We start from the raw sequence: 1649 nt of genomic DNA on the forward strand, positions 1-1649 counted from the left end.
AGAACAGCTTGCCGGTCGACACCTCGACCGCCACCAGGTCCTTCTTGCCGTCCCCGTTGAAGTCACCCGCCGTCAGATCGGTCATCCCGGGGTCGTTCACCGAGGTCCTGGCGGCGACGTCGACGTAGTTCCGGTCGATGTTGATGGTGGTCCCGCCGTACGACTCCGTGACGTCGCCGGCGTACTGGTGGACGCGCTCGTGGTTGGACCAGTACCCGTCCGGGATGTAGCTGTCGTCGGTGTCCGCGGCGTTGTTCCAGTTCGCGGCCCACGCCACGTCGGGGCGGGCGAAGCTGGACGAGTTGTACGCGCCGACCATGTCCTTGATCCCGCTGGACGAGGAACTGTAGACGCCGGAGCGGAAGTTGAGCTCGTGCAGCCGGCCGGTCCAGCCCGACAGGTAGTTCAGCACGTTGGTGCGGTAGCCCGAGGAGTAGGCCTCCATGTCGACGTACAGCACCGTGGCGGTGGTGAAGCCCAGGCCCTTGGCCAGCGTGACGGCGGCCTCCGCCGCGGCCCGGCCCTGGCCCTCGGCGTCCGAGGAGGAGATCCCCGGGGCCTGCGTGCCTGCGTAGATGGGCAGCAGGTGCCAGCCGGCGCTGCTCTGCTGCGCCACCCACGACGCGGTGAGGTTGTTCTGCGCGCAGACCCGGGTCGGACCGCCGATGTAGATGCCGACGCCCCGGTACGGCGAGGAGGCCCAGTCCGCCATCGCGCCGGAGGAGGGGGCGGCGCAGGCGTCGAACGCCTTGCCGGTGTAGCCGGTGCTCGGCGTCGCCGACTCGGCCGCCGACGCCGCGGCGGGCGCGGCGAGGGCGCCGGGAACGGCCTTCGGCGGCCGGGGCGCCGGGGCCGCGGTGGCGCCGCCGTCGATCGAGGCGGACGCGAGGACGCGCTGCACCGCGGCGGCCGAGGAGGAGGCGTGACTGGCCGTCACATAGACGCCGGCGCCTTCGAAGGCCACCCGCGCCTCCCGGCCGACACTGTCCGGCAGGGCCGGGACGCCGTGGCCGGCGGGCACCGCGACGGTGGCGAGGTCGGCCCGCTCGGCGGCGCCGGCGAAGGTCTCGACGACCAGTGCGTCCGCCTTCTCCCCGATCAGGTGGGTCGGGCAGTTCTGGTCCGCGCCGGGGTGACCGAGGTAGACGGTGTTCCGGTCGAGCCGGACGCAGGTGCCGGGCGCCTGGGCCAGGTCGACCACCGACCAGCTCGACGGCACCTGTAGCGAAAGCCCATGGTAGGTAACTGACTTGACGATCTGACCGGCAGCGGCGGGCTCGGCCGCCTGGGCGGCCGGGCCCAGTGGTAGGGCAGCGGTGAGGGCAGCGGCCGCCACGGCGAGCGAGGCGACACCCCTCAGACGGTGATGGTGCACGGATCTCTCCAAGGAGACGGGCAGGGCGGAGCCGCCCGGGGACGGACCCGGGCAGGGCGGCACGCAGCAGGGCGGGAAGGTGAGGGGGGAGGGCGGGGGTGGGTCCGCACGGCGGTCGCGGTCCCACCCCCGGGTTCAGCGGCCGGCCGGGGTCGGCCGGCGGAGCCGGTGCGCGGTCTACCAGCCGCCGGAGCCGATCTCGGTGCGGGAGCTCAGGCCGCTGCCGGTGCCCTTGTAGAGGTAGAGCTTTCCGGTCTGGCCCGGGTCGGAGGCC

Annotated in this window: 1 protein-coding gene; it reads right to left on the reverse strand. The window is 73.4% G+C overall.

The features are described from left to right. A partial coding sequence (locus tag ACIBEC_RS47770) for a DUF1906 domain-containing protein (protein WP_360510324.1) occupies positions 1–1375 on the reverse strand: 1375 nt, incomplete at its 3' end. Positions 1376–1649 lie beyond the last annotated feature (274 nt).

Source organism: Kitasatospora sp. NPDC051164, assembly GCF_044455625.1.
GTDB lineage: Bacteria > Actinomycetota > Actinomycetes > Streptomycetales > Streptomycetaceae > Kitasatospora.